This is a genomic window from Kitasatospora sp. NPDC006697, assembly GCF_042869935.1.
In the GTDB taxonomy this organism is placed as follows: domain Bacteria; phylum Actinomycetota; class Actinomycetes; order Streptomycetales; family Streptomycetaceae; genus Kitasatospora.
On record NZ_JBIAGU010000003.1, the window covers coordinates 274,798 to 300,214 of the forward strand.

20 protein-coding genes are annotated in these 25,417 nt (G+C 72.6%); 11 read left to right on the top strand and 9 right to left on the bottom strand.

Annotated elements, in window-relative coordinates:
• Positions 1–5: 5 nt before the first annotated feature.
• Complete coding sequence (locus ACFYNO_RS06455) at positions 6–509, bottom strand: GNAT family N-acetyltransferase (protein WP_388006187.1); 504 nt, start codon at positions 507–509, stop codon at positions 6–8.
• A 94-nt stretch (positions 510–603) separates the two neighbouring features.
• Here ACFYNO_RS06455 and ACFYNO_RS06460 point away from each other — a divergent pair, with 94 nt between their 5' ends.
• Complete coding sequence (locus ACFYNO_RS06460) at positions 604–1,995, top strand: pyridoxal phosphate-dependent decarboxylase family protein (protein ID WP_388006190.1); 1,392 nt, start codon at positions 604–606, stop codon at positions 1,993–1,995.
• A 7-nt stretch (positions 1,996–2,002) separates the two neighbouring features.
• On the opposite strand, the gene ACFYNO_RS06465 is transcribed toward ACFYNO_RS06460, so the two are convergent.
• A complete protein-coding gene (locus tag ACFYNO_RS06465; RefSeq protein ID WP_388006193.1) occupies positions 2,003–3,946 on the bottom strand; it encodes a galactose oxidase-like domain-containing protein in 1,944 nt (647 codons plus the stop codon).
• A 275-nt stretch (positions 3,947–4,221) separates the two neighbouring features.
• Between ACFYNO_RS06465 and ACFYNO_RS06470 the strand changes: the two genes are divergently transcribed.
• From ACFYNO_RS06470 to ACFYNO_RS06480, 3 genes are all read left to right on the top strand, one after another.
• Positions 4,222–6,483 (top strand): Dyp-type peroxidase, encoded by a 2,262-nt coding sequence (locus ACFYNO_RS06470; RefSeq protein WP_388006196.1) that lies wholly within the window; start codon positions 4,222–4,224, stop codon positions 6,481–6,483.
• Between the two features lie 324 nt (positions 6,484–6,807).
• Positions 6,808–9,201 (top strand): glycosyl hydrolase family 18 protein, encoded by a 2,394-nt coding sequence (locus tag ACFYNO_RS06475; protein ID WP_388006199.1) that lies wholly within the window; start codon positions 6,808–6,810, stop codon positions 9,199–9,201.
• Positions 9,202–9,348: 147 nt separating this feature from the next.
• Entirely contained in the window at positions 9,349–10,017 is a 669-nt protein-coding gene (locus tag ACFYNO_RS06480; protein ID WP_388006202.1) for a hypothetical protein, read from the top strand.
• 67 nt (positions 10,018–10,084) lie between these two features.
• On the opposite strand, the gene ACFYNO_RS06485 is transcribed toward ACFYNO_RS06480, so the two are convergent.
• Positions 10,085–10,993, bottom strand: coding sequence for a sigma-70 family RNA polymerase sigma factor (locus ACFYNO_RS06485; RefSeq protein ID WP_388006205.1), 909 nt, complete (start codon positions 10,991–10,993; stop codon positions 10,085–10,087).
• A 301-nt stretch (positions 10,994–11,294) separates the two neighbouring features.
• Between ACFYNO_RS06485 and ACFYNO_RS06490 the strand changes: the two genes are divergently transcribed.
• Both ACFYNO_RS06490 and ACFYNO_RS06495 read left to right on the top strand, forming a co-directional pair.
• The gene (locus tag ACFYNO_RS06490; RefSeq protein WP_388006208.1) at positions 11,295–13,421 is read left to right on the top strand and encodes a hypothetical protein; all 2,127 of its coding nucleotides are present in this window, start codon (positions 11,295–11,297) and stop codon (positions 13,419–13,421) included.
• Between the two features lie 260 nt (positions 13,422–13,681).
• On the top strand, positions 13,682–15,016 hold the full coding sequence (locus tag ACFYNO_RS06495) for a hypothetical protein (protein ID WP_388006211.1): 1,335 nt from the start codon (positions 13,682–13,684) through the stop codon (positions 15,014–15,016).
• On the opposite strand, the gene ACFYNO_RS06500 is transcribed toward ACFYNO_RS06495, so the two are convergent.
• On the bottom strand, positions 15,013–15,723 hold the full coding sequence (locus ACFYNO_RS06500; protein ID WP_388006214.1) for an aquaporin: 711 nt from the start codon (positions 15,721–15,723) through the stop codon (positions 15,013–15,015). The genes ACFYNO_RS06495 and ACFYNO_RS06500 overlap by 4 nt on opposite strands.
• A gap of 135 nt (positions 15,724–15,858) precedes the next feature.
• On the opposite strand from ACFYNO_RS06500, the gene ACFYNO_RS06505 reads away from it, so the two are divergent.
• Positions 15,859–16,638: a MerR family transcriptional regulator gene (locus ACFYNO_RS06505; protein WP_388006217.1), complete on the top strand. Its 780-nt coding sequence runs from the start codon at positions 15,859–15,861 to the stop codon at positions 16,636–16,638.
• Between the two features lie 126 nt (positions 16,639–16,764).
• On the opposite strand, the gene ACFYNO_RS06510 is transcribed toward ACFYNO_RS06505, so the two are convergent.
• A complete protein-coding gene (locus ACFYNO_RS06510; RefSeq protein WP_388006220.1) occupies positions 16,765–17,079 on the bottom strand; it encodes a hypothetical protein in 315 nt (104 codons plus the stop codon).
• 24 nt (positions 17,080–17,103) lie between these two features.
• Here ACFYNO_RS06510 and ACFYNO_RS06515 point away from each other — a divergent pair, with 24 nt between their 5' ends.
• Positions 17,104–18,027: an LpqB family beta-propeller domain-containing protein gene (locus ACFYNO_RS06515; protein WP_388006223.1), complete on the top strand. Its 924-nt coding sequence runs from the start codon at positions 17,104–17,106 to the stop codon at positions 18,025–18,027.
• On the opposite strand, the gene ACFYNO_RS06520 is transcribed toward ACFYNO_RS06515, so the two are convergent.
• The 3 genes from ACFYNO_RS06520 to ACFYNO_RS06530 form a co-directional block, all read right to left on the bottom strand.
• Positions 18,015–18,602 (bottom strand): hypothetical protein, encoded by a 588-nt coding sequence (locus ACFYNO_RS06520; RefSeq protein ID WP_388006226.1) that lies wholly within the window; start codon positions 18,600–18,602, stop codon positions 18,015–18,017. The genes ACFYNO_RS06515 and ACFYNO_RS06520 overlap by 13 nt on opposite strands.
• 61 nt (positions 18,603–18,663) lie before the next feature.
• Complete coding sequence (locus tag ACFYNO_RS06525) at positions 18,664–19,686, bottom strand: helix-turn-helix domain-containing protein (RefSeq protein WP_388006229.1); 1,023 nt, start codon at positions 19,684–19,686, stop codon at positions 18,664–18,666.
• 350 nt (positions 19,687–20,036) lie between these two features.
• Complete coding sequence (locus ACFYNO_RS06530; RefSeq protein ID WP_388006232.1) at positions 20,037–20,669, bottom strand: hypothetical protein; 633 nt, start codon at positions 20,667–20,669, stop codon at positions 20,037–20,039.
• Here ACFYNO_RS06530 and ACFYNO_RS06535 point away from each other — a divergent pair.
• The 3 genes from ACFYNO_RS06535 (at position 20,662) to ACFYNO_RS06545 (ending at position 23,819) form a co-directional block, all read left to right on the top strand.
• Positions 20,662–21,573: a hypothetical protein gene (locus tag ACFYNO_RS06535; protein ID WP_388006235.1), complete on the top strand. Its 912-nt coding sequence runs from the start codon at positions 20,662–20,664 to the stop codon at positions 21,571–21,573. The two genes, ACFYNO_RS06530 and ACFYNO_RS06535, sit on opposite strands and share 8 nt — an antisense overlap.
• Before the next feature lie 132 nt (positions 21,574–21,705).
• Positions 21,706–22,395 carry an RNA polymerase sigma factor gene (locus ACFYNO_RS06540; RefSeq protein WP_388006238.1) on the top strand — a complete coding sequence of 230 codons (690 nt, stop codon included), beginning with the start codon at positions 21,706–21,708 and terminating at the stop codon, positions 22,393–22,395.
• Positions 22,392–23,819, top strand: coding sequence for a hypothetical protein (locus ACFYNO_RS06545; RefSeq protein ID WP_388006241.1), 1,428 nt, complete (start codon positions 22,392–22,394; stop codon positions 23,817–23,819). Before ACFYNO_RS06540 ends, ACFYNO_RS06545 begins: the two co-directional genes overlap by 4 nt.
• Positions 23,820–23,865: 46 nt before the next feature.
• Here the strand turns inward: ACFYNO_RS06545 and ACFYNO_RS06550 are convergent, their stop codons facing one another.
• Positions 23,866–25,332 carry an aminopeptidase P family protein gene (locus ACFYNO_RS06550; protein WP_388006590.1) on the bottom strand — a complete coding sequence of 489 codons (1,467 nt, stop codon included), beginning with the start codon at positions 25,330–25,332 and terminating at the stop codon, positions 23,866–23,868.
• Positions 25,333–25,417 lie beyond the last annotated feature (85 nt).

Consider the following 25,417-nt stretch of genomic DNA (forward strand, 5'->3'; position numbering starts at 1 on the left):
GCGGCTCAGGAGAGCGTGCGCTCCCAGCGGAGTTCGCCGTCCTGCAGCCGGTCGGTCGGGCGCAGGCCGGCGGCGCGGGCCACGGCGGCGGAGGCCGCGTGGCCGGGGTGGATGTGCGCGACGGCGACGGGGACGCCGCGGCCGGCGAGCCAGTCGACCAGGCCGGTCGCGGCTTCGGCGGCGAGGCCGCGGCGCTGCCAGGGGGTGCCGACCACCCAGGCGATCTCGGCGGCGCCGGCCGTCACGGTGGCCTGCACGGTGCCGGCCAGGCAGTCGGCCTCGCGCAGCCGGACCACCCAGTTGCACCAGGAGACCGCCGGATCGGGCGAGCCGGCCGCCCAGCGCAGGTAGCGCCGGCGCAGCGCCTCGGCGGATTCGGGCTCCCCGCCGGTGAAGTGGTGCAGGGCCGGGTCGGCGAGGACCTCGGCCATCTCCTCGGCGTGCTCGACCCGCAGCGGGAGCAGGGCCAGGCGCGCGGTGTCGATCGGGGCGGCGGCGAGGGCGGTCATCGGAGCAGAGTACGGCCACCGGAGTGGAATTGGACCGGGACGGGCCGGCCGGGCGGCGGCTAGCCTCGGCTGCACCGCTGAAACCGGAGGTCCCGTGCACCCTGAACTCGCCGCCGATCTTGCCCAGCTGCCCGAGCTGCTGGAGTCGACCAGACGGCAGGCCGTCGACTTCCTGGCCGGGCTGGACGACCGCCCGGTGCTCGGCGAGCCGATCGGCCCCGGGGCGACGCCGCCGGGCGGCGAGGGCGGCGGACTGCGCGCCGCGCTGGACGAGTTCGCCGAGCGCTGGCAGCCCGCCTTCTCCGCCTCGGCCGGACCGCGCTACTTCGGCTTCGTCACCGGCGGCGCCACCCCGGCGGCGCTGGCCGGCGACTGGCTGACGGCCGCCGCCGACCAGAACTCCAACTCCGCACTGGACCCGGCCGGCCAGCAGTTGGAGCGCGAGACGGCGGACCGGCTGCGCGGGCTGTTCGGGCTCGGCCCGGCGCACAGCGGCACCTTCGTCAGCGGCGCGACCATGTCCAACACGGTCGGGCTGGCGATCGCCCGAGAGTGGCTGGGCGAGCGGCGCGGCGTGGACGTGGCGCAGGAGGGCGCCGCCGCGCTCGGCCGGGTGCGGGTGCTCTCCGGGACGGCGCACTCCAGCGTCTCCAAGGCGCTCTCGGTGCTGGGCCTGGGCCGTTCGGCGCTGGTCCCGGTGGCCACGCTGCCGGGGCGCGAGGCGGTGGACCCGGCCGCGCTGGAACGGGAGCTGGTCCGGGCCGCCGGCCCGTGCGTGGTGGTGGCCAACGCGGGCACGGTGAACACGGCGGACTTCGACGACCTGCTCGCGCTCGCCGAACTGCGCGACCGGTACGGCTGCTGGCTGCACGTGGACGCCGCCTTCGGCGGGTTCGCCGCGCTGGCACCGGAGTTCGCCGAGCTGGTGGCCGGCCTGGACGCGGCCGACTCGGTCTGCGTGGACCTGCACAAGTGGCTCAACGTGCCCTACGACAGCGCCGTGCAGTTCACCCGCCGCCCCGACCTGCAGGCCCGGGTGTTCCACAACGCTGCCGCCTACCTGGGCCCGGCCCCGAGCGGCGAGCGGCCCGACCTGGTGCACCTGACCCCGGAGAACTCGCACCGCCTGCGCGCCCTGGCCGCCTGGTTCACGCTGCGCGCCTACGGCCGGGACGGCCACCGCGAGATCGTCGAGCGCTGCGCGGCCTGCGCCCGCACCCTCGGTGAGGCGGTGGCCGCCACCCCCGGGCTGCGGCTGCTCGCCCCGGTGCGGCTCAACGTGGTCTGCTTCACCCTCGCGCAGGACCCGACCGCCGACCGGCTCGCCGCCCTCGCGGCGCGGCTGGCCCCGGACGCCTTCCTGACGCCCACCCGGTACGCGGGCGCTCCTGCGCTGCGGGCGGCGTTCAGCAACTGGCGCACCACCGAGGCGGACGTCCGGCGCACGGCGACGGCACTCGCCGCCGCCGTGCGCGCACTGGACTGACGGCCCGTTACGGCAGCGACCCGCCCGACTCCTTCGGCTCCAGCTTCACCCACTTCGCGCTGGACGGCACGCCCGCCGCGTCCAGCAGGAAGAGCATGTAGTAGCCGGGCGGGGCGGCCGCCGGGCCGGCCGGGGTCTGCAGGGTGAGCTGGTTGCCGGAGCGGTTGCTGATCTGCAGTTCCACGTGGCGCTGGGCGGTGTCCACCGAGTGGGTGGAGGTGATCGGGGAGAGCAGCACCGCGCGGGTGACCTGGTTGGGGGTGGAACTGGTCACCGTGAAGCTGCGGTTGTAGCGCTGCGGGTCGGTCGGCGCGGAGTCGAGGGCGGGCCGGGCGGTGCTGTGCAGGTACCAGGGCTCGTAGATCTCGATGGTGCCGTTCATCCCGGACTTGATGTCGGGGTTGTTGGCGATCTGCTGCAGCTCGTCGCCGGTGACCATGACCCGGCCGTCCGGCAGGATCACCGCGTTGGAGTGGTAGCCGCGCGGCAGGCGCTGGACCGGGCCGAGCCTCCAGTTGCCCTGGGCGTCGCGCAGTTCGGTCTGGCGGTACTTCAGGTCCGCGTTGGGGTTGTACGGGCCGTTGCCGTAGTCGCGGATGTCGAAGGCGCCGTTGACGGTGAAGAGGTTGCCGTCCGGCATGATCAGGGTGTCGTCCTGGGTGCGGCCGAAGGCGCGCGGGGTGGACTGGGTCCAGCGGCCGCCGGAGAGCCGGTAGGTGTTCGGGTCGCTGCGGTTGCCGCCGAGCACCAGCACCGAGTCGGGGCCCTTGAAGCCGCCGGGCAGCGCCACCGCCGAGCCGTAGTTGCGGCTCGTCACGCCGGGGTCGAGCTTGTCCGGGCGGGCCGGCAGGTCGGTGCGGCCTTCGGTCTTCGGGTCGAAGAGCCACTGCTCGTTCGGGGTGCGGCCGAGGCCGTAGACCTTGCCGTCGTTGAGCGAGAAGAGCTGCGGGTAGTCGGTGGTGAAGGGCGCGTCCGAGCCGAACCGGTCGACCGGGGCGAGCGGCACCCGCTGGGGGTCGAGCGGCACGGCGGTGCCCTTGGCGGGGAAGCGCTCGACCACGGGGGTCGGGGTGCCCCAGCCGATCTCCGACTGCCCGGACATGATCAGCTGCCGGCCGTCGGCGCCGGTCACCACCGAGGGGTACCAGCGGCCGACCGACATGTCGGGGTTGCGGGTCCAGCTCTCCGTCCACGGGTCGAAGACCAGCGAGAGCTTGGCGCCCGCACCGCCGTTGCCGCCCAGGTTGCCGCCGAAGACACCGAGCATGCCGTTGGGCAGGAAGGAGTGGCCGGCGCAGAAGAACGGCGCCGGGCGGTTGGCGCCGGTGCCGTCGTCCAGCACCACGTTGGGCGGCGGCACGGCCTTGAAGGCGGCGGCCCCGGTGCCCCTGGCCGGGTCCCAGAGGTAGGCGCGGCCCTTGTTGGCCGAGCCGATGATGTTGGTCGGGGCCGGCTCCTGGGTCGGGTCGGTCTCCACCGGCTCGAAGGAGAAGACCAGCACCTTGCCGGTGGGCAGCAGCGCGATGTGGTCGCCGTAGTCGGGGGAGGAGAAGTAGTCGGTGAACTTGCCGAAGACCGCCGGGTCGAACTTCGTGTTGAGGTCGGCCTGGCTCTTGGTCAGCGCCTCCAGCCGGTGCACCCGGATCGGGTTCGGGTAGCCGTTGTCCGGCCCGCCCTCGGCCCGGGTGCGGGCCGCCTCGTGCAGCGCGGCCCGCTGCTCCAGGCGCTGCCAGGCCAGGTAACCGGCCTGCTCGGGGCCGAACGCGGCCAGCTCGTCCGGGCGGAGCTCGGCCCGGACCTGCTCGGCGGTGATCGGGGCCTCGGGCCCGGGGCCGGCGGCGTGCGCGCCGAGCGGGGCGGCGAGCGCGGTGGAGGTGGCCAGGGCGGCCACGGTGCAGGCGCGCAGCAGGGCGGTCAGGCGGCGTCCGGGGGGAGCGGCGGTGCGGGGCATGGGGTTCCTTCGCGAGGGGGACGGGGCGGCGCGTGGTCACCTGGAGTGACAGGTGGGGAAGGGCGCCGGGAAGTCGGCCGGGGCGCTGGTGCGCCCCCGGCGACGGTCCGTCAGGACCGGGGCAACCGTGCCAAGTCTTACGAGCGGCCCGAGTTGTTGTCGCGTCAGGTTGGTCCGATGGTGCGCCGGGCGGCTCGCCGCCTCGCATGGTTCGGATACGTACCGTAGTGTCGATGGTGACCCAGCGCAATCACCCTGACCCCACTGGAGGCGCCGTGCCCGTCGAACTCCCGCTGCGCGACAACGAGGACATCCAGGGCGACGTGCTCGCCGGCTTCAAGAAGGACCAGATGGTCCTGCTGCTGCTCACCTTCGAGGATCCGCTGCGGGCCCGCGGCTGGCTGCGCCGGATCACCCCGCGGATCGCCACCACCCGGCAGGTGGCCGCCTTCAACGCGGCGTTCAGCGCGGCCCGCAACCGCTCCGGCGGCGACCCCAGCGGGCTCAAGGCCACCTGGATGGGCATCAGCTTCACCTACTCGGGGCTGGAGAAGCTGATCGGCAAGAAGCTCTACGAACCGGTCGACGACACCCGCAGCTCCAAGTCCGCCTTCCAGCAGGGCCCGGTGGCCCGGGCCGAGCTGCTGGGCGACCGCGGCGACAGCGGCCCGAGCCACTGGCTGTTCGGCAACAACAAGACCGAGGAGCAGATCCACGCCGTCCTCACCCTCGCCTCCGACACCCTCGCCGACCTCCAGGGCGCGGTGACCGAGCAGCGCGAGCTGGCCGCCCAGTACGGCGTGTCGATCGTCTTCCAGCAGAACGCGGCCACCCTGGAGGGTACCCGGCGGGGCAAGGAGCACTTCGGCTTCAAGGACGGGGTGAGCGAGCCGGGCGTGATCGACTTCGACGAGCCGGATCCGCTGCAGCCGGAGTGGGTCAAGGACCACCCGGGCACCCGGCTGATCCCGGCCGGCGAGTTCGTGGTGGGCCTGCCCACCGTGGAGGAGAAGGCGGAGGAGCTGCCCAGGTGGGCGGTGAACGGCTCCTTCCAGGTGATCCGCCGGCTGGCCCAGGACGTGCCGGGCTGGTGGGCCCAGGTGGCCCGGCAACTGCCGGTGCTGAAGGAGGCCAAGGCGGTGCCGCCGGACGCCACCATCGAGTGGCTGGCCGCCCGGCTGGTCGGCCGCTGGCGCTCCGGCACCCCCGTGGCGACCTGTCCGCACGCCGACCAGCCGTTCAACACGGTGGCGGCCAACGACAACCGGATCAGCTACCTGAACGACCCCGAGGGCCACACCACCCCGCTCTTCTCGCACCTGCGCAAGACCAACCCGCGCGACGGGCTGCTGGACCCGGAGCCGCCCAGCCCGGTGCCCGAGAGGCCGTTCATGGACCGCCGCCGGATCATCCGCCGGGGCAGCCCGTACGGCGCGCCGTTCGACCCGGCCTCGGAGGGGCCGGGCGGGCCGGACGCGCCGCGCGGGCTGCTCTTCATCTGCTACCAGCGCGAGCTGTCGCGGCAGTTCGAGTTCATCCAGGGCAGCTGGATCGACAACCCCGACTTCCCGCGCGGGCGCGAGCCCAAGCCGGGCCCGGACGGCATGGTGGGCTTCGACGGCACGGTCGAATGGGAGCACGAGGGCGGCGATCCGGTGCCGCTGGGCTTCCAGCGGTTCGTCCGGACCGAGGGCGCGGTCTACGCCTTCATGCCGTCCATCACCATGCTGAACGCGCTCCAGGACGGCCGGCTGCCGGGCGACGAGACACCGGTGGGCCAGCCGCTGGACACCTTCCTGCCGGTGCCGGACCGCCAGCGGGTGGACGGCAAGAGCTGGTACTGGGCGTTCCGCACGGTGGCCGGGCAGCAGCGCTACCGGGCGGTCTCGATCGCCGACGGCGGCGGCCACGCCGACCGGCTGGAGAAGCCGGACCGGCCGATCGACGACTGGGACTCCTTCGCCGGGGTCTCCCGGCTGGACTGCCTGCTGCCCTTCCCGGACGGGCAGAACGTCGGCGGCAAGACCACCTACTGGCTCTTCCACGCCGGCCAGGACCGGCAGCGCTACCGGGTGGTCTCGATCGCCGACGGCAGCGAGCACACCGACCAACTGGTCCGCCAGGACCAGTCCATCGGGCTCTGGCAGTCGCTGAACGGGGTGGCGGCGGTGGACTTCTTCCTGCCGTTCCCGGACGGGCAGCGGCAGAACGGCCGCAGCTGGTACTGGGTCTTCCACACCCTGGACGGCGAGCAGCTGTACCGGATCAACACCGTCGCCGACGGCGAGCGGCACGAGGACGTGACGGTGGTCGGCGACCGCCGGATCTCGGTCTGGCGCAGCTTCGCCGGGATCGACCGGGTCACCACCGTGCTGCCGGTGCCGGACCGGCAGCGGGTGAACGGGCGCAGCTGGTACTGGGTCTTCCACCAGGACCGCTACCGGGTCATCTCGATCGCCGACGGCTCCAGCCACGAGGACCGGATCGAGACCCAGGACCGGCCGGTCAGCGAGTGGAAGTCGCTCACCGACGGCTGACGGCCGACGGCTGACGGCCGACGGTTGACGGCGGATCAGCGGCGCCGACCCGGACGGTAGCCCGGCGGCGCCGCTGAGTGGTTGAGACCAATTCAGCACTTCTCGGTCTACTTCCGGTCGAAAACCGGACGCTCCGGCAGGTGGCAGGAGTTGTCAGATTGCAGATTGGTACAGACCTGTTGACCTGATGCGGTCGCAGGCCCTACGTTCGGCGCAATCCGCGGAAGCAGCTCGGGCCGGGTGCGCACCCGGCCGGGCCCAGGTACAACTCCCCCCACGAGCGCCCGGCAGCCCACACGGCCGGGCGCGAACCCTGGAGCGACCATGCCCGAACGCGCTACTGCCGCGCGGCAGGTCGAGCGACCCCAGAACGCTCGACGCCCCCTTCGCAACGCCACGGCCCTGGCCACCGCGACCGCCCTGGTCGCCGGTGCGGCCGGCCTCGCCACCCTGTTCGGCGGCTCCGCCGCGGGGGCGGCCGGCGTCAACCTGCTGACCAACGGCGACTTCGAGACCGGTACGGCGGCGGGCTGGACCTGCTCCGGCGGTCTCGGCAGCATCACCAGCTCGTCCCCGCACGGCGGCAGCTACGCGCTGGCGGCCGCGGCCTCCGCCTCCGACTCGGCGCAGTGCTCGCAGACCGTCGCGGTGGCCCCGAACACCACCTACAGCCTGTCCGGCTGGCTGAAGGGCAACTACACGTACCTCGGGGTGACCGGCACCGGCACCACCGACACCAGCACCTGGGGCTCTAACGCCAACTGGGCGCAGCTGACCACCAGCTTCACCACCGGCGCGGCCACCACCTCGGTGACCGTCTACACCCACGGCTGGTACGGCCAGGGCACCTACTACGCGGACGACCTGTCGCTGACCGGTCCGGGCGGGGCCAGCACCAGCGCCTCCGCGTCCGCCTCGGCCTCGAAGAGCGCGTCCGCCTCGCCGAGCCAGAGCGCCAGCTCCTCGCCGAGCCAGAGCGCCTCGCCGTCCCAGAGCGCTTCGCCGAGCCAGAGCGCCAGCGCCTCGCCCTCGCAGAGCGCGTCCCCCTCGCAGAGCGCCTCGCCGACCACCAGCCCCACCGGCGGCACCGGCCCGACCGGCGACGGCCTGGTCTCCACCCCGACCGGGGTGAGCGCCAAGGTGCAGAACAACGCGGTCACCCTGACCTGGAACGCCGCCACCGACGGCGCGCAGAACGGCAACGTGCCGGGCTACTACGTCTACAACGGTGCCAACCTGGTCGCCACCTCGATGGGCACCTCGGTCACCGTCAGCTCGCTGCTGCCGAACACCGGCTACACCTTCACCGTGCAGGGCTACGACAAGGACGGCCACGCCAGCGCCCAGTCCGCGCCGGTCACCGTCACCACCGGCGCCGCGCCGATCGGTGCCGTGAAGTCCGCCTACTTCGCGCAGTGGGGCATCTACGGCAACGCCTACTACCCGAGCAGCCTGGCCAAGACCGGTGCCGCCGCGGGCCTGAACACGGTCACCTACGCGTTCGAGAACATCGACCCGACCAACCTGACCTGCTTCGAGACGATCAAGGCGACCGACTCCAACGAGTCCAACCCGAGCGCCGGTGACGGCGGCGGCGACGCCTTCGCGGACTACCAGAAGGGCTACACCGGCGACGTCAGCGTCGACGGCACCAGCGACTCCTGGAGCCAGCCGATCAAGGGCAACTTCAACCAGATCCGCGAGCTGAAGGCCAAGTACCCGAACCTCAAGTTCACCGTCTCGCTGGGCGGCTGGACCTACTCGAAGTACTTCTCGGACGCCGCGGCGACCGACGCCTCGCGCAAGAAGTTCGTCTCCTCCTGCATCAACATGTTCATCAAGGGCAACCTGCCCACCGGGATCTCCGGCGACGCCTCCGGCGGCACCGGCTCGGGCGCCGGCATCTTCGACGGCATCGACATCGACTGGGAGTACCCGGCCGACGCGGGCGGCCACACCGGCAACCACTACTCGGCCGCCGACACCGCCAACTACACCGCGCTGATGGCCGAGTTCCGCAACGAGCTGGACGCCTACGGGGCGAGCATCGGCAAGCACTTCCTGCTCACCGCGGCGCTGCCGAGCGGCCAGGACAAGATCGCCAACCTGCAGACCGACCAGCTCGGCAAGTACCTGGACTACGGCAACATCATGTCCTACGACATGCACGGCGCCTGGGACGCGACCGGCCCGACCAACCTCCAGGACCCGCTGTACAACAGCCCGAACGACCCGAGCAAGGCGATCACCCCGGGCACCGAGAAGTACACCGTGGACAACGGCGTGAACGCCTTCGTCAACGGTGACGCGGCCTACGGCATCAAGGGCGGCTTCCCGGCGGGCAAGCTGGTGCTGGGCGTGCCGTTCTACTTCCGCGGCTGGACCGGCGTCCCGGCCGGCGCCAACAGCGGCCTCTACCAGACCGCCACCGGCCCGTCCGCGGCCCAGGCCACCAGCCAGTCGGCCGGCGTGGCGTTCTGGAAGGAGCTGGCGGCCACCGGCAAGACCGGCGCGGCCAACGTGCACTGGGACCCGACCACCCAGAGCTCCTGGATCTACGACGGCACCAACTTCTTCACCGGCGACACCCCGCAGGCCATCGCCGCGCGCGGCTCGTACGCGACCGGCAAGGGCCTGGGCGGCATCTTCGCCTACTCCCTGGAGGCGGACGACCCCTCCGGCACCCTGGTCAACGCGATGACCGGCAGCATGAAGTAACCCGTCGCCGCTCCGCGACGGCTCGGCCCCCGGCGCTCTGCGGCGCCGGGGGCCGCGCATGTTCGATTTGTCGTCAACACCTGCTAATCTCAGCCGATTTCCGCCGCAACCACAGCGGTGGACAAGACGGGGCACAAGGACGGAAACATGGCAATTCGCCGGGCCAAGCAGAAGGCGCAGGTCATCGAGAAGCTCTCCCAGATGGCACCGCCCGGAGAGCAGTTCATCGCGTGCGTGCACGTGGAGACCGGGCCCAGCCCGTGGCTCAACGCGATCTTCGACGAGATCCCGGCGGTCGGTCTGATCGTCGCGCTGACCCGCAAGTTCTACTTCCTCACGCTGACCAGCAACTCGGTCGTGGTGAACATCGCCAACCGGTTCACCAACCGGCCCGGCGACGTGGTCGCGGTCTTCCCGCGGCACGCCTTCCCGGTCAGCCGGGTGAAGCGGGCCACGGTGTGGAGCTCGATGTACCTGCAGCTGCCGACCGACAGCAAGCCGAAGCGGCTGAACATCCACCGCTACTGGCGCAACGAGCTGGACCAGCTCAGCTGGGCCTTCCCGCCCGGCTCGATCGACCCCAGCTCGCAGGCGTTCGAGGTCGGCCCGCCGCAGGGCCAGCCGCTGGCGGTCCCGCAGGGCCAGCCCTTCGCCGCGCCGCAGGGTCAGCCGTTCGCCGCGCCGCAGGGCCAGCCGTACCCGGCCCCGCAGGCCGGTGCGCCGTACCCGCCGCAGGGTGCGCCGGTCCCGCCGCAGCAGCAGTACCCGCAGCAGGGCGCCAACCCGTACGCGGGCCAGCACCCGGACCAGATGTGACCTAGCGGTACCCGGACGGGCCCGCCTCCCCACGGGGATGCGGGCCCGTCCGCTTCGGCCGGCCCGTTCAGCGCTCGGGCACGGCCAGGTCCAGCTCCAGCCGGGCCAGCCGCTCCGGGTCGGCCAGGATGTTCAGCTCCACCACCCGGTCGCCGGCCAGGGTGAAGGACATCACCGAGCGGACCTCGCCGTCCGGCGCGGCCACCAGGCCGTAGGCGCCGTTGACCAGCGCCAGCTCGGTCCAGTGCGAGTAGCGCTGGAAGAGCACCGCCTGCGCGGCCACCGCCCGGGCGCCGCGGACCAGCCGGCCGGTGGCGCCCTGGTCGGCGCGGAGCAGCACCTCCGGGTCGAGCACGGCCAGCAGCCCGTCGAAGTCGCCGCCGCGGGCCGCGGCCAGGAAGGCCTCGACCACCGCGCGCTGCCGCCCGGCGTCCGGCTGCCCGGCCGGCCGGGCGCCCTGCACCCGGCGGCGGGCCCGGCTGGCCAGCTGCCGGGTGGCGGCGGGCGACTTGTCCACGATCGGCGCGATCTCCTCGAACGGCACCGCGAACATGTCGTGCAGCACGAAGGCCAGCCGCTCGGCGGGGGAGAGCGCCTCCAGCACCACCAGCAGCGCCAGCCCGACCGACTCCGCGAGCAGTGCCTGCTCCTCCGGGTCGGTGCCCCTGGCCGGCTCGACCACCGGGTCGGGCACCCAGGTGTCCGACGGGGGCACCTCCCGGCCGAAGGCCGGGGGAGGGGCTTCCCGGCGGGACTTGCGGGAGCGCAGCATGTCCAGGCAGACCCGGCCGACCACGGTGGTCAGCCAGCCGCCCAGGTTGTCGATCCGCTCGCTGTCCGAGCGGCTGAGCCGCAGCCAGGCCTCCTGCACCGCGTCCTCGGCCTCGTTCAGCGAGCCGAGCATCCGGTAGGCCACCGCCCGCAGGTGCCCCCGGTCCGCCTCGAAGCGCTGTGCCAGCCAGTCCTGCCCGTCCATGGTGATCGCCTCCCCGTTCGCACCCGTTCCTACCACTGACGGAGGCCGGGCGCGAGATGTGACACCCGGCGGCGGGGCGGCGCGGCGGCTCCGGGAGGACATCTGAGGTTCAGTCAGAGCTTGCCAATTCACCCCGACTTCACCGCTGAACCAAGTCCGCCACCTGTTGCGTTCAGGAGAGCTGTGGCAGCGTGTGGCACGCATGCCGGGGGGTGGGCTCAGCGGCCTCCCGCTCGCGTCTACGCGCGTTCCGGTTGGGGCGCGCGCTTCCGGGCCCGCAGGCACCCAGAGAGGTAGCAGGATGCGCAGGAGCAAGTTGCTGGCGCTCTCGCTGACGGCCGGGCTGGGGGTGGGGATGGTGACCGCCGGTGCGGCGAGCGCCAACTCCGACCACCGCCACCCGCAGCAGAGCAGCTGTCAGATCTCGGCCGACGGCCGCGACGTACAGCACGTGATCTACCTTCAGTTCGACAACGTGCACTTCACCCGGGACAACCCGAACGTGCCGTCCGACCTCGAGCAGATGCCGCACCTGCTCGACTTCCTGAAGAGCAACGGCACGCTCGACACCGATCACCACACCCCGCTGATCGCCCACACCGGGAACGACATCCTCACCTCGATCACCGGGCTGTACGGCGACCGCCAGGGCCAGGCGGTCTCCAACTCGTACCGGTACTACAACCCGGACGGCACCACCAACTCGGCCAGCTCCTTCGCGTACTGGACCGACGGCGTGGCCGACACCTCGGTGCCGAAGCCGAGCGACTCCGCCCCGACCATGGTCGGCCCGGACGGCAAGATGGCCCCGGCCCCGTGGGCGGCCTACACCAAGGCGGGCTGCGACTTCGGGGCGGTCTCCACGGCCAACACCGTCCTGGAGAACACCACCGTCGACATCAACAAGGTGTTCGGCACCGACGGTCCGCAGTACGCCGAGGCCAGGAACAACCCGGCCCTCGCCCAGGCGGACTACGTCGGCATCGGCGTGCACTGCGCCAAGGACTCCAAGGTCTGCGCCAAGGGCAACGTCAGCCCGGACGTGCTGCCGGACGAGCCGGGCGGCTACGACGGGTACCAGGCGCTGTTCGGCGCCAAGTACGTGGACCCGGCGATCAGCGCGGACGGCGTGGTGCGCTCCACCGCCGGCACCCCGATCACCGACTCCAAGGGCAACCCGGGCTTCCCCGGCTTCGACGGCATGACCGCCGACAACTCGCTCGGCTACGTGGCCCAGATGCAGGAGGCCGGCGTGCCGGTCACCTACGCCTACATCTCGGACGCGCACGACCAGCACGGCAGCGGCTTCGGCGCGATGGGCCCCGGCGCGGCCGACTACACGGCTCAGCTGAAGTCCTACGACAACGCCTTCGCGAGCTTCTTCGAGCGGCTGGGCAAGGACGGCATCAACAAGAGCAACACGCTCTTCGTCGTCACCTCGGACGAGAACGACCACTTCGTGGGCGGCAAGCCGACCCCGGCGAACTGCGACGGCATCAACGTGCCGTGCAGCTACCAGCAGATCGGCGAGGTGAACGCCAACGCCCGCGGCCTGCTGGCCACCCAGCAGGGCGTCACCACCCCGTTCCAGGTGCACGCCGACTCGGCGCCGAACTTCTACCTGAACGGCAACCCGGGCCCGAACGACCCGACCACCCGGGCGTTCGAGCAGGCCTGGTCCAAGGTGACGGCGGTCAACCCGATCACCGGTGCGACCGACACCATCTCCAGCTTCCTGGCCGACCGGGCCGAGCAGAAGATCCTGCACATGCAGACCGGCGACCCGAACCGGACGCCGACCTTCACCTCCTTCGCGAACCCGGACTACTACGTCTACGCGGGCGCGGCCAACTGCAACGCGGCCTGCGTGGCGCTCGGCCCGTCGTACGCCTGGAACCACGGTGACTTCTCGCCCGATATCAACACCACCTGGCTGGGCCTGGTCGGCCCGGGCGTGCGGCAGGACGGCGTGACCGACAAGGTCTGGTCGGACCACACCGACATCCGCCCGACCATGCTCTCGCTGCTCGGCCTGACCGACGCGTACACCCACGACGGCCGGGTGCTCACCGAGTTCATCGACAACAGCGCCCGTCCGGGCAACCTGCGCGGCCACCACGGCGAGGACTACCAGCAGCTGGCCACGGCCTACAAGCAGCTGGACGCGGGCGTCGGCGCCTTCGCCACCGCCACCCTGAAGGCCTCGACCAGGAACGTCGAGTCCACCAGCGCCGGCGACCAGCAGTACCAGGCGGCCACCGCCGAGCTGACCGCCCTCGGTGCCGCCCGCGACGCGCTGGCCGCCCAGATCGCCCAGGTGCTGGACGAGGACGCCTTCGGCCACCACCGGCTGGACGCCCCGCAGGCCAAGCGGCTGGCCGACCAGGCCGACGCGCTGGTGAAGCAGGCGCAGCAGCTGGCGAGCTGACGCTCCCGGACCACCCCCGAACCCGCCGTCCCAGCCAGGGGCGGCGGGTTCGCCCCGCCTTGCAGTGAGCATGACACCAGGTTTCCGTCCCGCTGTCCGGCCGTCCGCGACGGCGGGCACCTGGTCCGGACCACTTGCGGTGGTCCGGACCGGCTGTCACCTGCACGGACACCCGCGCTTCCCGCTGCGCCGGTCTGCTGTTCGCACTGATCGCATAGGATGTCCGGCCGAGGGGGCCGGTGCGGGGAACGAGGAACCAGGTGCGCGAAGCGAGCGCGGAAGAGGGCGCGACCGACTACGGGTCGGACACCGGACGGATCTGGGTGCTCCCGGTCCGCCGGCACCACGCGCTGCTGTTCGCCTGGACCGTGCTCTGGTTCGTGATCGTCGAGCCGAGCGGCGGGTTCTCCTGGCACTACCTGCGCGAGGGCGAGCAGCTGCTCTTCACCAAGCAGGGCGGCGGCGGGCTCTCGCTCTACGCCCACCACCCCGAGCTGCAGATCGGCCCGGTCAGTCTGCTGGCCGCCCGGCTCTTCTCGCCGTTCTCCGAGCACCTCGGCCAGGTGCTGGCCGAGGGCACCATGTCGGTGCTCGGCCTGGTGATGCTGGTGCTGGTCGGTCGCACGGCCGCCTGGTACTACCGCGGCACCGGGACCAACCACCGCCGGCTGCAGCAGCGGATCCTGATCGCCGGCCTGGCCTTCATCCCGATGTGGATCGAGGTCTCGGTGCGCTTCGCGCACATGGACGACGTGCTGGCGCTCTTCTTCACCATGCTCGCGGTGCACGCGCTGGTGCGGCACAAACCGGTCGCGGTCGGGATCTTCCTGGCCCTGGCGGTGGATTCCAAACCGTGGGCGATCTCCTTCCTGCCGCTGCTGCTGGCGCTTCCCCGGCAGTACTGGTGGCGCACCTTCCTCTGGTTCTGCGGACTGGTCGCGATCGTCTGGCTGCCGTTCTACCTGGGCAACCTGGGCTCGATGGCGGCCGCCAAGTTCACCATCCCCAACCAGCCCGCCTCCTCGCTGCGCTGGCTGGGCGTCTCCGACCCGTCCACCCCGGTCTGGGACCGGCCGGCCCAGTTCGCGATCGGCCTGGGGCTGGGCGCGCTGGCGGTGCGGCGCGGCCGCTGGCCGGCCGTGGTGCTGGTCGGCGCGAACGCCCGGATCCTGCTCGACCCGAGCGTCTACACCTACTACAGCGCCTCGATCCTGCTCGGCACCCTGCTCTGGGACGCGGTCGGCCAGCGCCGGCTGGTGCCCTGGTGGAGCTGGATCGCGCTGGCCTCGCTCTACGGCGGCGCGCTGCTGGTCCCCTCGGACTCCGCCAAGGGCATGATCCGGCTCGCCTTCGTGGTGGTCTCCACCGCCTACGTGCTGCTCTGGCCGACCAAGCGGCCGCGCCGCCGCGGCCGGGGCACCGGCGGCCGGGGCCGCGGTGCGGCGGGCGGGCGGCGGCCCGGCACCGCGGTCGAGCGGCCGACCCTGGCGCTCACCCCGGTCAACGCTCCGGTGGGCGGCGCGCCCACCGTGCCCGCGCCGGGCGGCGGCCGGCGGGCCCGCGGGCGGGCGGCGGCCGTCGGCAGCCGGACCTAGACCGCTTCCGCCTCCTCGGGCGCCGGGAAGAGCAGCGCGAGCAGGGCCAGGCCGAGCACCGCGCCGGCCAGCTGGGCGAGCAGGTAGCCGGGCAGCGAGGCCGGAGCGATCCCGGTGAAGCCGTCGTTGACGGCGCGGGCCGCGGTGAGCGCCGGATTGGCGAAGCTGCCGGAGGCGGTGCACCAGATCCCGGCGGTGATCCAGCCGGCCACCGCGACCGGCGCGTACCGCTGCTGCCCGGTCCGGCCCAGCCCGAGGACCACCAGCAGCAGCACGGCGGTCGCCACCAGTTCGCCGGTCCACACCGCCGTCCCGGTCCGCGCGGTGCCGGCCGCGCCGGTGTGACCGAACATCACCCCGGCCAGCAGCGACCCGGCGAACCCGCCGGCCAGCTGGGCCAGCGCGTAGCCGCAGGCCTCCGGTCCGGCCAGCGCACCGGGGGCGCGCCGGCCGGTCCACCAGAACCCGGCGGTGACCAGTGGGTTGAAGTGCGCCCCGGAGACCGGCGCGAGCAGCGCGATCAGCACCCCGAGGGCGCAGACCGAGGCCATGGTGTTGGCCAGCAGTTGCACCCCGGTGTCCCGGCTGAGCACGGCGGCCTGGAGGCCGGAGCCGATCACCGCCAGGGCCAGCAGGCCGGTGCCGACCGCCTCGGCGGCCAGTCGGCGGCCGAGGGGAGGTCGACCGGGCGAGATACGTAGGATCATCCGGCCATCGTCGAGGCGGCGTGGCCGAGGCCACAATCCCCGTCCGCTTGGTGGTACCTCCAGACTTGGTGGCCGGGCTTGACCCTCACGCGACGTCAGGATCGAGGGTGGTGCCCACGTGAGGAGGAGAACCCGATGAGTGCGGAGAACAACGAGGGCTACGCGGTCGGCGAGGTGGCCAGGATCGCCAAGGTGACCGTGCGCACCCTGCACCACTACGACCGGATCGGCCTGCTGGCGCCCTCCGGCCGCACCCCGGCCGGCTACCGGCTCTACCGGGACGGCGACCTGGACCGGCTGCAGCGCATCCTGTTCTACCGCGCCCTCGGGTTCCCGCTGGAGGAGATCACGGCCATCCTGGACGACCCCGACGCCAGCCCCCGCGAGCACCTGCGGCGCCAGCACGCGCTGCTCAAGGACCGGATCCGGGAGCTGGAGGAGTTGGCCACGGCCGTGGAGCACGCCATGGAGGCGGAGAAGATGGGCATTCAGCTGACCCCCGAGGAGAAGTTCGAGCTCTTCGGCCAGGACTACGACGAGTCCTGGGAGCAGGAGGCCGAGCAGCGCTGGGGCGACACCGAGGCCTGGGCCGAGTCGCAGCGCCGGACCGGCGCGTACACCAAGGAGGACTGGCAGCGGATCCAGCTCGAGGCCGACGCGCTGACGGAGCGGATGGCGGCCGCCCTGCGGGCCGGCGTCGCGCCCGGCAGCACGGAGGCGATGGACCTGGCGGAGGAGCACCGCCGCCAGATCTGCGACAACTTCTACGACTGCACCCACGCCATCCACCGCGGGCTGGCCTGCCTCTACATCCAGGACCCGAGGTTCACCGCGACCTTCGAGAAGACCGCCGAGGGCCTGGCGCAATGGACCCACGACGCGATCGTGGCCAACGCGGACCGCGCCGGGGGCTGACCGCCCGGAGCCGCTGAAAAGAGATTTTCGATCGACCTGCAACCCCCCGGGGGGATGGACGTCTATCAGAGTGAGAGCAAGGGGAACGGGGCCGGCGAGCCGGACTGGTCGGCCGCTCTCGACCACTCACACCACGAAGACATCCACGCCCTTGGGGGGTTGCGTCATGCGCGCGTCCGTTATCGACCGTTTCGCGAAGTTCGTCACTGTTTCCGGTGAGGCCCGCCGCATCAAGGGCTGGGCGCCGCGCCTGGCGGTCTCGGTCCCGCTGGCCGCGATCGTGGCGGTCGGTGTGGTCGGCTGCGGCACCCAGAGCGCGCCGACCGCCGGCTCCGCCGCGGCCCTGCCGAGCAGCCCGGTGACGGCCGTGCCCTCGGCTGCGCCCTCGGCTGCGCCCTCGGCGACGGCCTCGGCCGCGCCGACCAGCGCCGCGCCCAGCACCCCGCGCCCAGCACCCCCGCTCCCGTGCCGACCAGCGCTGCGCCGGTCGTCCCGGCCGCGCCTGCCGCTCCGGCCGCTCCGGCCGCCCCCGCCGCGGCCAAGCCCGCGCCGACCCGCACCCCCGCACCCGTCAGCACCGCCGACACCCACGGTTCGCTGACCGTCAGCAACGGCACCCGCACCGTCCAGGTCAACGGGCGCCCGGTCGACTTCGGCACCCCGGTGCGCGACCTCGCCTGGTCGCCGGACGGGCGCCAGGCGGCCTTCGTGGACGGCGCGGGCGACCTGGTGGTCAGCGACCCGGCCGGCGGCCACCGCACCGTGGCGGCGCACAACCCCGGCGGCCAGCAGTGGTCGCACCCCGCCTGGCAGGTCGCCCCGGCCGACCCGCAGTACGGCTTCCCGGCGAAGGACAACCTGATCTTCACCGTCGCCGACGGCAGCGGCACGCGGCTCTTCACGGTGCCCGCCGCCGGCCCGTCGGCCACCCCGACGGTGCTGCCGCTCGGCCAGGGCGCCGACGCGCCCGAGCTGCCGCAGACCGGCAACACCTGGGCGAACGCCGGTGGCAGCATCCGGGGCCGGGCCGTCTACGCCAACCCGGGCAGCGGCGAGGTCTACCTGCGCGACGACTACCTGCGCCAGCAGGGCGGCGCGATCGACGGCGGCAGCGAGCCCGCGCTCTCGGCGGACGGCGAGTACGTGGCCTTCGTCCGCTCGGTCGACGGGCACGACCACCTCTTCACCGAGCAGCTGGACCGCGGCACGGCCGTGGCCAAGGACCTGACCCCGCACGCGACCACCGACTACACCGAGCCGGTCTGGTCCCCCGACGGCGCCGTCCTCGCCGCCCGCACCCCCGCCGGCATCGTGGTGGTCCGGGTCGACGGCTCGGGCACCCCGCAGCTGGTCTCGACGGTCCTGGGCCTGCCCGCCTACCGCGGCTGACGGCGTGCCAACTCCGCCTCGAGATCGCCCAGGTGCTCATCCGCGTCGGCATGCGGCAGGAACTCGACCACGTCGAGGAAGCGGAAGAGCACCTGGGTCGCGGTGATCGCGAACTCGTAGTCGGCGAACCCCACCACCGCTCCCCGGCCGCCCCGCGCCGTGCCGCGCACCAGGTGCGAGGTCAGCTCCGACTCCCCGTCGGCGGTCCGGCCCCGGCGGGCGTTCGGCCGGGCCAGGTACGGGCAGACCATCGAGGCGTAGAGCATGCAGGCCCGGTGGCCGGGACCCTCCATGGTGGGGGCGAGATTGCGGTAGGGCCGCCCCGCCTCCAGCGCCTCGGCGATCGCCGCGCTCTCCGTTCCGCCCACCACCCGCCACACCGGCCCCCTGGGCATCAGCTCGTTGCAGACCGAGCAGAGCCGGCCGCGGGCGCAGTCCGCGCTGCGCCCGTAGTCCGTCAGGGCGAACTGCGGCTCGGCGCCCTCCCACGGGGTGATCGCCGGAACGGGGTAGCCGCGGGAGTCGCGAGGCCTGGCCTGAACGGCCGTCGGCATCGGGACGGAGTCGAAGCGCATGCCCCATGCCTATCAGCTGACAGTCCTTCGACTCCACCGCTCGCCCCGTCCGGGGCGGGCCTCAGGCCACCGTGCGGCCGAAGGCGCGGCGGTAGCCGCTGGGCGAGGTGTGCATGGTCCGGCTGAAGTGGTGCCGGTAGGTGGCCGCGCTCTCGAAGCCGACCGCCGCGGCGATCTCCTCCACCGTGCCGTCCGGCGCCTCCAGCAGCGGCAGGCTGGCCGCGATCCGCTGGGTGGTGACCCAGCGCATCGGGCTGGTCCCGGTCCGGGCGGTGAAGTGCCGCAGGTACGACCGCTCCGAGAGGTTGGCGGCGCCGGCCAGCAGGGCCACCGTCAGCGGCTCGGTCAGGTGCTCCAGCGCCCAGCGCATGCTGCGCCCGACCGGGTCCTCCTCGGGCGGCAGCGCCGGCACCGGCGCCTCGACGAACTGCGCCTGCCCGCCGTCCCGGTGCGGCGGCACCACGAACCGGCGCGCCACCGTGTTGGCCACCACCGCCCCGTGATCGCTCCGCACCAGGTGCAGGCAGAGGTCGATGCCGGCCGCGCTGCCCGCGCTGGTCAGCAGGTCCCCGTGGTCCACGTAGAGCACGTCCGGGTCGACCCGCACCGCCGGGTAGCGCTGCCGCAGCAGCTCCGCGTACCGCCAGTGGGTGGTGGCCGCCCGCCCGTCCAGCAGCCCGGCGGCGGCCAGGGCGAACGCCCCCGAGCAGATCGACACGATCCGCGCCCCGCGCTCGTGCGCGGTGCGCAGCGCCCGCACCAGCTCCGCCGACACCTCGCCGCGGAAGGCGTCCGGCACGGCGACCACCACCACGGTGTCGGCCGCCGCCAGCTCGTCCAGCCCGTGCCGGGCGACCAGCGAGAAGCCGCCGACCATCTCCAGCGGCGTGCCGGGCCGCTCCGCGCACACCTTCAGCCCGTACCAGGGCGCCGCCAGCAGCCCCGCCAACTCCGGCCGCGCCAGCCCGAAGACCTCCACCACCACGCCCAACTCGAACGGCGCCATCCCGTCGAAGGCGTACACCGCCACCGTGTGCACCGGTTCCGGCCGCGGTCCGATCACCACCGGCACTGCCTGGGCCATCTGCGCCTCCCTGGAATCGTCGCGAGTGTAGTGGGGACAGAGCCGCAGGCCAGGGGATGACCGGCGCTCGGACCGGACCGGACCGAGCCGCTTCGAAAAACCTCGGAACCACCCGCAACCCCGCTCGGGGTTGGACGTCTATCAGGCTGAGAGCCAGGGGAACAGGACCCGGCCGAGTGGTCAGCACCTCGGTCGAAGCTCTCCACGAAACCAACGACTGCCAGAGCCTTGGGGGGCTACGTCATGCGCGCGTCCGAAATCAGCCGGATTGAGAAGATTGCCACCAGTGACACCTCGTGGACCGGTCCTGCGGCGGCTCCCGCCCGGGAGACGGCGCCGACCGAGGACGTTCAGCCGGAGCGCTCGGACACCCCTTCGTCCGATGAAGACTCCTCGGACACTGCCACCGAGTAGCGGGTCATCAGGGTGGGCTTCCGTGAGGAAGGCCCGCCCTGAGGCGTTCCCGGGAGGCGTTTCGAGGCTTCCGGAAAAAACTTCGGAACCACCTGCAACCCCTCCCGGGGTTGGACGTCTATCAGGTTGAGAGCAAGGGGAACGGGACCGGCCGAGCGGCCAGCACCTCGGTCGGAGCTCTCCACGAAACCAACGACTGCCAGAGCCTTGGGGGGCTGCGTCATGCGCGCATCCGTTATCAACCGAATTGCGAAGTCTGTCACTGCTGGCGACACGTCCTGGACCCGCCGGCTGGCGGTCTCCGTCCCGCTGGTGGCACTGCTGGCGACGGGCGCCACGGCCTGCACGGGGTCGGGTACCGGCAGCGCGCCGACCACGGCCGCGGCAGTGGCGCCGAGCAGCGCTGCGGCGACCGTGCCGAGCGCTGTGCCGAGCACGTCGGCACCGACTGCTTCGGCCGCCGCACCGAGCACTCCGGCGGCGGCACCCAGCGCTCCCGCCGCTCCGGTGGCACCGGCCGTGCCGGCCGCTGCCACCAAGCCGACGGCCACCGCCAAGCCGATGGTCACGACGGCACCGACCGCCGCGGGCGACGGCGAGGTGGCGGTGAGCATCCACGGCCTGGCCGGCGCCAAGCTGCCGGTCGGTGCGGACGGGCCCACCTCCTTCACCGTGACCTGGACCAACACCACCGGCCACCCGCTGGACGGCGTGGCGCCGGTGGTGGCCGCCCAGCACTACGAGGGCGCCCGCTGCACCCAGACCTCGACGGCCCAGGGCGGCCTGCAGCGCCGCGACGGCTCGAACTGGACCGAGCTGCCGCTCAGCCAGGGCATGGGCATGGACTACGCCTCCTCCGGCGACCAGGTCGCCTTCGCGCTCGCCCCGGGGGCCAGCCGGACCATCAGCTACCAGGTCGCACTCGGTGCGGACAACGGTCCGGGCACCCTCGACATCGAAGCCGACGCCTACTTCCCGAGCGCCCCTGGCGCCCGCGGGCTTCTCGGCCGCACCGTCCAGCCGGTCGCGGTGGTGGACGAGCACCGGCCGAAGGCCGCGTTCCGTCCGGTCGCCCCGGCCCCGGCCACTTCGGTCGCGGTCGGCGGCCCGGCGGCCGAGCTCGGCGTCTCAACCGCCAACTTCACCGGGCAGGAGATGAGTTGGCTCACTCCGCGGCTGCTGCTGGCGGCCACGGGCGGCGAGCTCCGGCCGCAGGACGTCACGGTCGAGGTGATGGCCAACGGAGTCTGGACGAAGCTCCCGGTGGCCGAGGACTGTGACGGCCTCGCGGTGGACGCCTCCGCCGTGCGGGCGTTGTCGGTGCCGACCGGGCGGGCGTTCGAGTCCATGTTCCGGGTCTCGTTGGCCCCGGGTACCGACAAGGGGATCACCGGCCTGAACCTGCAGGCCAGCGCGATCGGCGACGGCCACTACAGCTCGATGGACTCGGCGCAGCTGGCAGTGGAGCACTGATGCGCGGCGAGGTGGTGCGGGTGCTCCTCCCTCATCACCTGCTGCGATGATCGCATCAGTCCCACAAGGGATCATCACAAGTATGTGCAGCTGGGCACTCCGGCCGCCTTTCGAGGGGAAAGTGGAACGCGCATGTCGCTGGCACTCGGCCTGCCCGTTGCAGGCCTGCCGCACCGGGGGCGCCGGACCTGGCGATTCACGGGCGGGCTGAGGGCGTTCTTCGGTGCGCTTGGTCCGGTGGTGGGGGGTGAGGAGCCGTCGGGGGAGCCGGTGGCGGTGCGTCGGTCGGGGTTCCGGTTGTTGCGGGGCGGTCGGTCGGAGCAGGAGCAGGAGTCGCGTCCGACGGTGACGGAGCTGTATCACGCGCACCGGTTGGGTCTGGTGCGGTTGGCGATCCTGCTGGTGGATCGTCAGGACGTGGCCGAGGACGTGGTGCAGGAGGCGTTCACGGGGTTGTTCCAGAAGTACGGCGAGCGTCTGGAGGACGTGGACAACGCGTTGGGGTATCTGCGGACTTCGGTGGTGAACGGTTCTCGTTCGGTGCTGCGTCGGCGGAAGACGGCGCGGGAGTACGTGCCGCCGCATGAGGCCGATGCGCAGTCGGCGGAGGAGCACGCGGTGCTGAACGATGAGCACCGGCGGGTGGTGGTGGCGTTGCAGCAGCTGACGGAGCGCCAGCGTGAGGTGCTGGTGCTGCGCTACTACTCGGATCTGTCGGAGGCGCAGATAGCGGAAGCGCTCGGGTTGTCCCGGGGTGCCGTGAAGTCCACCGCGAGCCGGGCGCTCGACGCCCTGGAGAAGCAGCTGGAGAACGTGCGATGACCGAAGACAAGGATCGTCCCGGCCAGGACGGTGCCGACGAGGGTACGCCGATGGAGCGGCTGTTGCGTGAGGCGCTGGCCGCGCGGGCCGCGCAGGTCGGCCCGCACGACCTCCGTCCGGCGGAGCCGCCGGGCCGCAAGCTGCGACGGCTGCACCCGGTCTACTCGGTGGTGCTGCCGCTCGGCCTGGCCGCCTCGCTCGCCGTCGGCTACCTGGGCTTCAACAGCCACTCGCTGGCAGACCACAGCCCGGCGGCCCCGGCCGCCTCAGTCTCCGCCAGCCACAGCGCGGAGGCCACTTCTGTCGCGTCCGCCACCCCGTCGCCGAGTGCGAGCCTGACCGCGCAGGACGGAAGTGCGCCGGCGATGACCAGCCAGTCGGCCTCAGCGCCCGCGGGCTCCCCGACCACCGGCGGCTCGGCGGCCACCAGCTCGTCGTCGCCGACCTTGAGCGGTGCCCCGGTGGCGCCGGTCGGCCTCGGGCCGGTGCAGTCATACCGCGGCATGACATTCCGCCTACCGACCGGGTGGTCGATGGCGACCGAGAGTCCGACGCTCGGATTTGCCTGTCTGAATGCTCCGGCTGTGCACAGGACGACCGACACCTTGGGCAGGTGTGGTGTGAACAGCCTGCTGTTGGTCATCTTCAACACGGTGGACGACGCCGCCGAGGGGGAAGATCCGACGATGGACCAACTCGACTCCAAAGGCGGCTGGGCCCATCAGCCGTACTGCTACGACCCGTCCAATCCGCATGGCACCGGCACGCAGACCCTGCTTTCGTACAGCGAGACGAAGACCACGCTGCCGACGGGTCAGGCGGACCTGGCGACCTGGAACGTCAGCTGTGACAACGGTGGGAAGTTCACCGCCAGGATGTGGGGTTTCCGCAAGTCGCAGGTGATGGCGGTGGTCCAGGGGATCGACCCGAAGTATGAGGCCGGGCTGCAGGCGGTGCTCGGCAGCCTGGACATCAGCGCGGTGCCCCAGTCGCTGCCCAAGGTCTCCATGTCCACCTCGCTGCCGGCCGCCCCGGTGCCGGACGACGGCAGCAAGGTGCAGTTCTCGGTGACGTACACCAACACCAGCAGCACCCGAGTGGCCGAGATGGTCGCGCAGATCAGCCTCACGCCGGCGCCCTCGGGCAGCACTCTGGAGCAACAGAAGGACGACGGCACCTGGCTGAGCATGCCGCCCGACACCACCGGCGCCGACGCCGTTCTCAGCAACCTGCCGGTCTTCGCGCTCGCGCCAGGAGCGAGCAGGACGGTGAACTTCCGGGTGTCGTTTGCCCCGTCGGCTGGCTTCGCCCAGCAGCAGGTAAGCCTGTACGAGCAGGCACGGCTGAAGTTCGACGACACCCAGGCGACCGATTACGGAAGCCTGGGAACCGCCACCCAGCCTCTCCCCACCGTCGCCAAGTAGCCGGTCAGGGGCGCCCACCGGGCTCCCTGACCGGCATTCCGTCAACTCAGCCCTTCAGCGCCGCCATCCACGCCTCGACCTCGTCCGCCGCGCGCGGCAGCCCGGCCGACAGGTTCTCGTTGCCGTCCGCCGTGACCAGGATGTCGTCCTCGATCCGCACGCCGATGCCCCGGTACTCCTCGGGCACGGTCAGGTCGTCGGCCTGGAAGTACAGGCCGGGCTCGACGGTCAGGCACATGCCCGGCACCAGGTCGGCGTCGACGTACTGCTCGCGGCGGGCGTGGGCGCAGTCGTGGACGTCCATGCCGAGCATGTGGCCGGTGCCGTGCAGGGTCCACCGGCGCTGCAGGCCGAGCTCGAGCACCTTCTCGACGTCGTACACCGAGGCGTCCAGCAGGCCCCAGGCGAGCAGGTGCTCGGCCAGCACCCGCTGGGAGGCGTCGTGGAAGTCGCGGAACCGGCCGCCGGGCTTGACCGCGGCGATGCCCGCCTCCTGGGCGGCGTACACGGCGTCGTAGATCTTGCGCTGCAGCGGGTTGAAGGTGCCGTTGATCGGCAGCGTGCGGGTGACGTCCGCGGTGTAGAGGGTGCTGGTCTCCACGCCGGCGTCGAGCAGCAGCAGTTCGCCGGGGCGGACCTCGCCGTCGTTGCGCACCCAGTGCAGGGTGGTGGCGTGCGGGCCGGCGGCGGCGATCGAGCCGTAGCCGACGTCGTTGCCCTCGACCCGGGCGCGGCGCCAGAAGGTGCCCTCGATCCAGCGCTCCGAGGTGGCGACGGCCTGGGCCAGCTCGCGGACCACGTCGGTGAAGCCGTTGACGGTGGCGGCGCAGGCGGCGCGCAGCTGCTCGACCTCCCACTCGTCCTTGACCAGGCGCAGGCCGCTGAGGAAGGTGCGCAGCTCCTCGTCGCGCTCCTCGTCGGTGGCCAGCGCGGCCTCCAGGCCGGCGTCGTAGCCGCGGACCAGGCGGGTCGGCACGGCGGTGTCGGCGGCCAGCTCCTCGGCGGCCTTGCGGACGTCGCGGGCGGGCAGGCCGAGCAGCCGCTCGGACTCGGTCAGCGAGTGGCGGCGGCCGACCCAGAGCTCGCCCTGGCCGTCCAGCCAGAACTCGCCGTTCTCCCGGTCGGAGCGGGGCAGCAGGTAGAGCACGCCCTCGTGCCCGCCGGCCACCGGGTTGAGCACCAGCACCGCGTCCTGGGTCTGGTCGCCGGTGAGGTGGGCGTACTCGCTGGCGGCGCGGAAGGAGTACTCGGTGTCGTTGGCCCGGGTGCGCAGGTTGCCGGCCGGGACCACCAGGCGCTCGCCCGGGAAGGCGGCGGAGAGCGCGGCGCGGCGGGCGGCGGCGTAGGGGGCCTGCGCGACCGGTGCCAGGTCGTGCAGCTCCGTGTCGGCCCAGCCGGACTTCATGGAGGCGGCCAGCTCGTCCGAGACCGCGTCGTAGAGGCCGTTCTTGCGGCGCTTGATCGGCTGATCGGCCGACTCCTCGGTGCCGAGCCCTTCGGGGTTCTCGGCCACGGCCGGGGTGCGGTCGTCGGTCACGGTGGGTCGCCTCCTTGCGAGTCCTGCGCCCCGGGCGGGTCGGATCGCGACGCGTCCCGGG